The 6,640-nt window shown below is 65.4% G+C and carries 6 protein-coding genes and 2 pseudogenes; 4 read left to right on the top strand and 4 right to left on the bottom strand.

What is annotated here, in order from left to right:
* Positions 1 to 229 (top strand): annotated as a pseudogene (locus tag IEZ17_RS41225) (IS256 family transposase); the annotation flags it as partial.
* A gap of 74 nt (positions 230 to 303) precedes the next feature.
* On the opposite strand, the gene IEZ17_RS41220 reads toward IEZ17_RS41225, so the two are convergent.
* The 3 genes from IEZ17_RS41220 to IEZ17_RS41210 form a co-directional block, all read right to left on the bottom strand.
* Positions 304 to 1,155: a hypothetical protein gene (locus tag IEZ17_RS41220; protein ID WP_189308768.1), complete on the bottom strand. Its 852-nt coding sequence runs from the start codon at positions 1,153 to 1,155 to the stop codon at positions 304 to 306.
* Positions 1,156 to 1,163: 8 nt separating this feature from the next.
* Positions 1,164 to 1,931, bottom strand: a complete 768-nt coding sequence (locus IEZ17_RS41215) for a TIGR04255 family protein (protein ID WP_189308767.1) — start codon at positions 1,929 to 1,931, stop codon at positions 1,164 to 1,166.
* 142 nt (positions 1,932 to 2,073) lie between these two features.
* The gene (locus tag IEZ17_RS41210; RefSeq protein ID WP_189308766.1) at positions 2,074 to 2,985 is read right to left on the bottom strand and encodes a hypothetical protein; all 912 of its coding nucleotides are present in this window, start codon (positions 2,983 to 2,985) and stop codon (positions 2,074 to 2,076) included.
* A gap of 922 nt (positions 2,986 to 3,907) precedes the next feature.
* Here IEZ17_RS41210 and IEZ17_RS41205 point away from each other — a divergent pair.
* Entirely contained in the window at positions 3,908 to 4,498 is a 591-nt protein-coding gene (locus tag IEZ17_RS41205; RefSeq protein WP_189308765.1) for a DNA/RNA non-specific endonuclease, read from the top strand.
* Positions 4,499 to 4,772: 274 nt separating this feature from the next.
* Here the strand turns inward: IEZ17_RS41205 and IEZ17_RS41200 are convergent, their stop codons facing one another.
* Positions 4,773 to 5,297 carry a hypothetical protein gene (locus IEZ17_RS41200; RefSeq protein WP_189308764.1) on the bottom strand — a complete coding sequence of 175 codons (525 nt, stop codon included), beginning with the start codon at positions 5,295 to 5,297 and terminating at the stop codon, positions 4,773 to 4,775.
* 814 nt (positions 5,298 to 6,111) lie between these two features.
* Here IEZ17_RS41200 and IEZ17_RS41195 point away from each other — a divergent pair.
* Together IEZ17_RS41195 and IEZ17_RS45185 are read left to right on the top strand one after the other, a co-directional pair.
* Positions 6,112 to 6,369: a hypothetical protein gene (locus tag IEZ17_RS41195; RefSeq protein ID WP_189308763.1), complete on the top strand. Its 258-nt coding sequence runs from the start codon at positions 6,112 to 6,114 to the stop codon at positions 6,367 to 6,369.
* Positions 6,370 to 6,485: 116 nt separating this feature from the next.
* Positions 6,486 to 6,640 (top strand): annotated as a pseudogene (locus tag IEZ17_RS45185) (PHP domain-containing protein); the annotation flags it as partial.

The raw sequence follows: 6,640 nt of genomic DNA, 5'->3' as shown, positions 1-6,640 counted from the left end.
CGGTGACTTCGTGCCCGCACTGGAGCAGTTCCTCGGCAGCTCGGCCGGGCTCTCGCCCGCGACCCGGCTGACCGCGCAGTGGCAGGCCGACGACGCCGCGTTCATGGACCGCGACCTGTCCGGGGTCGACTACGTGTACATGTGAGCCGATGGCATCCACCTCAACGTCCGCCTGGAAGAGGCCAAAGCTTGCGTCCTGGTCCTCGTCGGGGTCCGGGCCAGCAACAGGTAAAGGAACGTATCCGTCTGAACCACCTGCTGGGCCTCGCCGCTCCCTGGCACGGTGACCTCGGCCCGTGGAACTCAGTCTTGGGCTGGTGGTGGGGGGGCGATGATGTGTACGGGGTGTCGTTGGGCCTCACGCTCTTCGGCGTCAGCGGTGGTGGGCGGAGTGGGATGTAGACCCTCGATCGGTTCCCATCGAGGTGCTGGGGCGGGGGAGGGGTAGAGGAGCGATTTGGCGAGCTTGGAGAGTTTCCTGCGGCCTTCGGCATCCTTGAGCATGCTTTTGCGAGGGGCGCCTGCCTGGTTGACCTCGAGCCACTCGCGTGCCTCTGTCCTTCCGAGTGCGGCGATGAGTGAGGAGACGAGGGCGTGCGTTTCGAAGAGGTCCAAGGTAGGGCCGTCGTAGGGCTGGATGCCCTTCTTCCAGTTGTACAAGGATCTGCGGTAGCCGCCCGCCAGTTGTGCGGCCTCGGCCTCGCTGACTCCCAGCCATTCCGCGATGTCGTTGACTGCTCTGATGGCTCGTGTGGCCCGGTCTTGCGGCAAAGGGTTCTCTTCAACAGCCGGTTCTGCTGGCGGCACGGCGGTGGTTGCCGGCGGGGGAGATGGACAGACGGGCAGCTCGAGTGCCGGTAGAAGAGTCGTCTCCTCGTGCACTGTGGTGGTCCATGCGCGAAGCGGTCGCGGCGCCAGCAGCTGCATCAGACTTTCGCTTCTGGTGACTGTTCGTCGGCACAGGTCCAGGTAAGCCATGAGCCAGCCGGAGGGAGCCTGAGCCTCCAGAACACTGGTGAGATTCTCGGTCACTTGGGCCGCAGCCTCTGCTGCCGGCTGCAGGCTGCCTGATGTCGTCCCTTCCAGAAGCGGTCTGCCGACCGGCGTCTGGTCGATGCCGGAGAATGCCTCAAGTGCCACCGTGGCGTCTCCCATCTTTCCCCCTAGGAGTAGAAGTCGCGCAGGGCCTCCGTGGTCCCTTTCTCAAAGGCGCGAAGCGCTGAGATGTGCAGGTCCTCCGCCGTTTTCATGATCGATGCGGACTCGAACGGGCGCGCTCCCTGACGTGAGCAGTCGTTGTCCAAGATGTATGTCAAACGGCCTGTGCTCTCGTCCTTCTGGAAGCCATGCCTGACGACCAGGCTCTGTTCGGGACTGGGCTGGATCTCCATAACCTGCATCGCTGCACTGATCGACGGGCCCACCGAGCTGTAGAGCTTCTCCTGGAAGATTTCCTCACCGATGAAGTGCCTCCAGTCAAGTGGAGAACGGACATCGGGATGCGAGAGCTGATTGACGAAGCGCAGGCCTACACGGTTTTCCACCCGCGGCGAGATGACTTTCTGCACGCCCTTAACAAGCCGGCCCAGCGCGGCGGAGAACTCCTCCCACCCCGGGTACTCCGTGGTCTCGATCGCGAAGTGATCGTTCTGCAGCGTGACCAGCCAAGCCCCGTTCTGCATCCGCCAGCCTCGGGCCAAGGGATCCGCGTTGGGACGCACGCTGACGTGCTGATCGACCTGGACGCTTATCCCCTGAACGACATGTTCGTTGAGTGGGACCTGCCACCCCAGGGCGTCCCTGACGCTGACGGCGCGCTCAATGGAGCTTGCTGCATATTCCGTCTCATGCCGGACCTGGCAGACGACCAGTCCCACGGGCGGTCGCTTGAGAGGGCGGTCGTGCGGAGTGCCGGTGAGCCAGCCTGTCACATCTCCACCTCGCTCCCCGAAGCGAGCTCTCCCCTGGCTTGCAGCGGCAACTTTCACGAACTTGCACTCCTCACTGTCTCGCGGGGGTCTCTTCCTGTCAACACAAAACAGGACACTTTGGTGACCCTTTGAAAGTGTGCGGCTACCCTTTGCTCAAGCTTCGGTGCGGCTTCCCCAGCACGGTCAGGTCCCGGTACTCCGTCACGGTGATCTCATCCAGCCGCTTGAACTCGGGACCTGCGATGATCAGCTCATCTCCTGCCGAGGCTCTGAGGTGATCTACCGTCTCCCGCCACCACCGCACGCACTCGTCACTCGGCTCGTCTGCGCCAGAAAGGAGAACGATCATCGCGCGAGTCGGCGCAAGGCGGCTGTCGCTGTCGACGGCCCACTCGGCGATTTCGCGGTCAACCGTCTTCCACAGCGCCTTGTCGCTCCGGCGCAGGTCTTCCAGGGCATCGTTCACAGGCTGCTGCACGTGCTTGATGAACGCGCCTCCCATCGCCGGCCGCCGCCTGAGCCAGGAGAGTGCCTCGCCCACGACCTCCTGTTCGGCTTCGCTGCCGAAGCCTCGTACGGGGCGCTGCCGGGCCAGCCAGCTCTTCTCGACCGGTTGGTCGAAACGCAAGTCGGCCACCCAGAAGCCGGGGAAGTGTAGATGCAGCGCCGGGAGATGCACAAAATGCACCATGTTCCCGTTGATGATGTGCCCCCGCTGCCCGCCATCCAGATAGTCCAGGTTCACCACGGGCGCCACCTGGACGAACGGCTTCTTGGGTCTGGGGACTTCGGGCTCGGCGATGTCGCACGTCGCAGAAGTGATCATTGCCCACGGTGCCGCGTCAGCCGGGTCCACCGTCATGGGCATGTCCGCAGAGAGGGCTTGGCCATATCGCTTCGAGGTCTGGATCAGCGGAGAGCCCGGCGAGCCGAAGTAGACGAAAGAGGGGCTCGGTACGACATCGCCCTGACTGAACTGCTCCAGCCCTTCAAGAGTCCCTTGCGGCCACTCTTCGCGAGCTGACGGCATCCCGTCATCGACAAAGCTCGCCATGACACCCCCGATCACACGCTGCTTCGTCAGGCGAAGTCAGGACCTTGAACCGCAACCCCCCAGCACCCCCGTAACCCGGGGAGTACGCAGAGTCACAATAAGGGATACGGCCCTATGGCGTAACCATTCCCGACAACTCTCGTAGATCATCAAATGATGTGACCAACCATCGCGATACCTCGACCCACCTGTTCGGGCTTGCCCGGAGCTTCTGAAGTGAGATGTCATCCCCCTACAGGCGGCTGCGTTGGCGAAGCAGCGAGAGGCCCAACACAGCGGAAAATCAGCGAACTTGCGCCCCGTGAATCAACGAACGGTGCGGTGAACCATCACGTTGCGCAGACGCCAGCGCTTGACCGCACGTCAAAGAGGCGCTGAGAAGGCCGCGATCACCTGCCGGTCATGTGCCATTGCGGACCACTCGGCAAAGGGCGAGGGCTCACGTGATGTCTTCCGTTACCGGGTCATACGACCATGAGCCGCAACGCCAAGGGTAACGAGACTGTCGAGTGCGGCGGCCAGCGCGCCGGGCGCCACCGCGCACACGTGCGCCAACCGGTCGGCTTCAAGCAAGCCGCAGACGTCACCGGGGGAGAGGCGTGCAGTCAGTGCCAGTGCGGGCGACACCGACACGACTTCACCCGGACGGCCATGGTGGCGTGATCACCCCGCTCCTGGGCGGAGCTTCAGCCATCGGCCCAAGGACGCCTGCGGCGCCGTCTCCCTGGCTGGTTGCCTGAGGGCGACCGCGCTCCGGGACGCGCCGGTCGCGGCGGGCGGTTTGGACGACGGCTGTGCGCGGCTGCTGCTCCCGGCCGTTGACTTCTGGAGGTAGCCCATGACCGGGTCGTCAGCGTCTTCGTCCCACTGTCCGCGTCGGCATCTGCGCCGCATCTCCGCCGTGCTGGGCACGGCAGGCGTCATGACCACGCTGCTCGCCGTTCCCGCGGCGACCGCAGCCCCGTCCGCGGGGGCGGATTACCCGTGTGACCCGTACCTGAAGGCATGGGCGGGCAAGACCGTCGTGTCCCGGTGGAAGTTCCACATCGACGGTGCGGGCCGGCCTGACCGGGCGACTGCTGACTCGCTGTCGGCGGGGAACTCGCCCCGCAGCCAGTGCGAGACGACCGTAGGCGGCTGGGGAGGCGGCGGCTACGACGGCGGCCACCTGATAGCCAGCACCCTCAAAGGCGTCAGCAAGCGCATCAACCTCGTCCCGATGAAGGCCTCGATCAACCGCGGGATCTACAAGAAGACCGAGAACGCGGCGAAAAAGTGCCTCTCCACCCTGGGCAAGAAGGACAAGCTGTCCTACAACGTCACCGTCGCCTACCCCGACACGAAGTCGGTCGTCCCCCGCGACATGACGGTGGCGATGACGGTGAAGAAGAGGAAGGGCAAGAAAGACGTCAAGCTGACCATCCCCAACCAGGACATCACACCGCAGAAGGAAACCGCCCTGAAGAAGCAGCTCAACGCTGGGCTCAAAGCCGCTGGTTGCCCGACAGCCTGACGTGAACATCCCACTGGGCATGGGTCTGTGACGAACGCACAGGCCCCGAGGCGGGCGTACCGCTCCAGCGAACGCACGGAGGTGTGCCGGGAGCGGGCCAGCAGCATCGGCGTGCTGGTGCCGTCCTCCGCGTGGCCACCGGGCTACGCCACGTGGTCCCCCGGCCTTTTGCACTCCGCTCCGCCGCGCGTCACAAGCCGGTCAGGCACACCATGTGCATTACCTTCCGATCGGATCCGATTGGCTCAGGGCCGGCCTCCAGAGCCGATCGGATTCATTGGCCAGCCGATGCCGAAACCGATGCCGACCAGCAGGCACCAATCGATCCGATCGCCCAGCGAAACCCCCCTCTCCGAGCGTCGTTGTATCTGCCGTACCGCGTCCCCCGCGTGGAAGACATCGGGCCCGCAGCCGTCACGCTGTGGGCCCGATGTCTGCGATTCGGGCACATGAGGCGTCCGCGATCCGCAGACGGCACGCGTATGCCCTGCCAGCCGTGTCCGAGCCTCCGGCGGAGGGGCCGCGACGGTCGGGGCGACGGTCGGTCGGGGTTGTCGTCCTGGTCCTGTCCGAGGTGGCGCAGCAGGGCCTTCGTGGCGGCCGGGTTCGCCGCCAGGAGCCGGGCGGCTTCCGGGTCGATCGCGCCGAGGGCCTCGGCGAGCGTGTCGATGGCGTCCGCCGTGTCCTCGGCGGCCGTGAGGTTCCATGCGGCGGCCGCGTCGGCGAGCTCGCAGGCGGTGTCGGCGGCCGCTGCGGCGAGGACCTCGACGCCGGGGGCGGCCTGGGCGGGCAGTTCCATGTCCGGCTCAACGCCGCCGGGGGAGGGGGAGGATGCGCTCGCACCGTGTGCTGGGCCGATTAGCAACGGAAGTTGCCCCGATCCAGTCCCTGGTACAACGGCCGGGACGGGGAGTCGGAACACCTCAGCCATCGAGGAGCCGGGGCCGGAGTCTGACACCCTCTTCTGACAACTGACGCAGCCTGGCCACGTCACGTGCCCGAAAAGCACGCAAGTGAGGCCGAAGTACGCCAACGTCAAGCGCAAGGAGCCCGGCATGTACGCCGAGCGTCGGGGACCTCTTCGCCAAGCTCCAGTTCGAGCTGCAGTTCCTCAATACCGACTGTGTCATGGTCGAGGTGCAGACCGAGAACAAGCTCGGCTCTTCGAGCAGGAGAGCGGCGACTTCCTGAACTCGGTCGACAACGCAAACGCGCCTTGCAAGAGCAAGGTCGAAGAGCCCTGACAGGAAGCGCTTTGAAAGTTCGGCAATGACCGATCAGTGCCATGTGACATGCATCATGCGAGAGGGGAGGACGGTGTCCTGCGGCTCAGGCGAAACACCTCCCCCTCGCACCACTGAATAGGCGCCTGATCTGCGGGTTACTTCTGCTTCGCGGGCGGCATCGTCGCGGATGGCGTCACGTCGGCTCTACCGGGCGCCTGTACCTTTTCTTCAGCAGACCCCGAAGTCCGAGAATCGCAACCTGAGTTCGAAGACGACGAAGGGAAGCGCCGGCGTCAAGCGTCCAAACTTCCGCCGAGCTTCCCTGTCGTCGTCGGGACTGCGCCGCTCCACCTGTCCGCGTGAAGAGAAGAGAAGGAGAACGAGTCCATGACTGCCATCGAGCCTACCCCGAATTCGGGCAGCGCCAATGTGCCGGGCCCCCCGAGTGCCTCCGCCCCACCGCCGGCGGGCGAAGCGCATCTGCTGCCGCTGCGCACCTTCGTCATCCTCATCAGTGCCGTTGCCATCGGCACAGCCGCCGGGGTTCTGAGCGTGCTCGGCGGCACGGTTCCGGCCGCCGCCGTCCTCGTCGGGCTGTGTGCCGGCGGGGGAAGCCTGATGGGCCTCAACAAGATCGTCAGCTGAGGTCGACCAGTGCGGGCTGCCTGGCTGCAGGGCAGGGGCGGCCCGCGTTTTCCCTGGGGTATCCGCGCCGCTGCGGCGGCAGCAGTCGAACTGCCCCAGCCTGCGAAGTAGTTACGTGGTCGGAGGGGCTGATCGCCTCCACCGGCTGCCCCTCGGGCGAGCTCCAGACCCGGTTGCGGCTGGGCCAGCACGACGAGGCGCTGAAGGCGGCGGCCGAGTACCAGGACATCTTCGGCAAGGACCGGTATTTCCTGGAGCTGATGGACCACGG

It is taken from the genome of Streptomyces albospinus, assembly GCF_014648695.1.
GTDB classification, from domain to species: Bacteria; Actinomycetota; Actinomycetes; order Streptomycetales; family Streptomycetaceae; genus Streptomyces; species Streptomyces albospinus.
This window is presented reverse-complemented; position numbering and strand designations above follow the sequence as displayed.

What these genes read in the sequence shown, in the direction of transcription:
- IEZ17_RS41205 (WP_189308765.1), top strand. Translation starts at nt 3,908, where the DNA reads ATGACCACGCTGCTCGCCGTTCCCGCGGCGACCGCAGCCCCGTCCGCG.
- IEZ17_RS41210 (WP_189308766.1), bottom strand. Translation starts at nt 2,985, where the DNA reads ATGGCGAGCTTTGTCGATGACGGGATGCCGTCAGCTCGCGAAGAGTGG.
- IEZ17_RS41200 (WP_189308764.1), bottom strand. Translation starts at nt 5,297, where the DNA reads ATGGAACTGCCCGCCCAGGCCGCCCCCGGCGTCGAGGTCCTCGCCGCA.
- IEZ17_RS41195 (WP_189308763.1), top strand. Translation starts at nt 6,112, where the DNA reads ATGACTGCCATCGAGCCTACCCCGAATTCGGGCAGCGCCAATGTGCCG.
- IEZ17_RS41220 (WP_189308768.1), bottom strand. Translation starts at nt 1,155, where the DNA reads ATGGGAGACGCCACGGTGGCACTTGAGGCATTCTCCGGCATCGACCAG.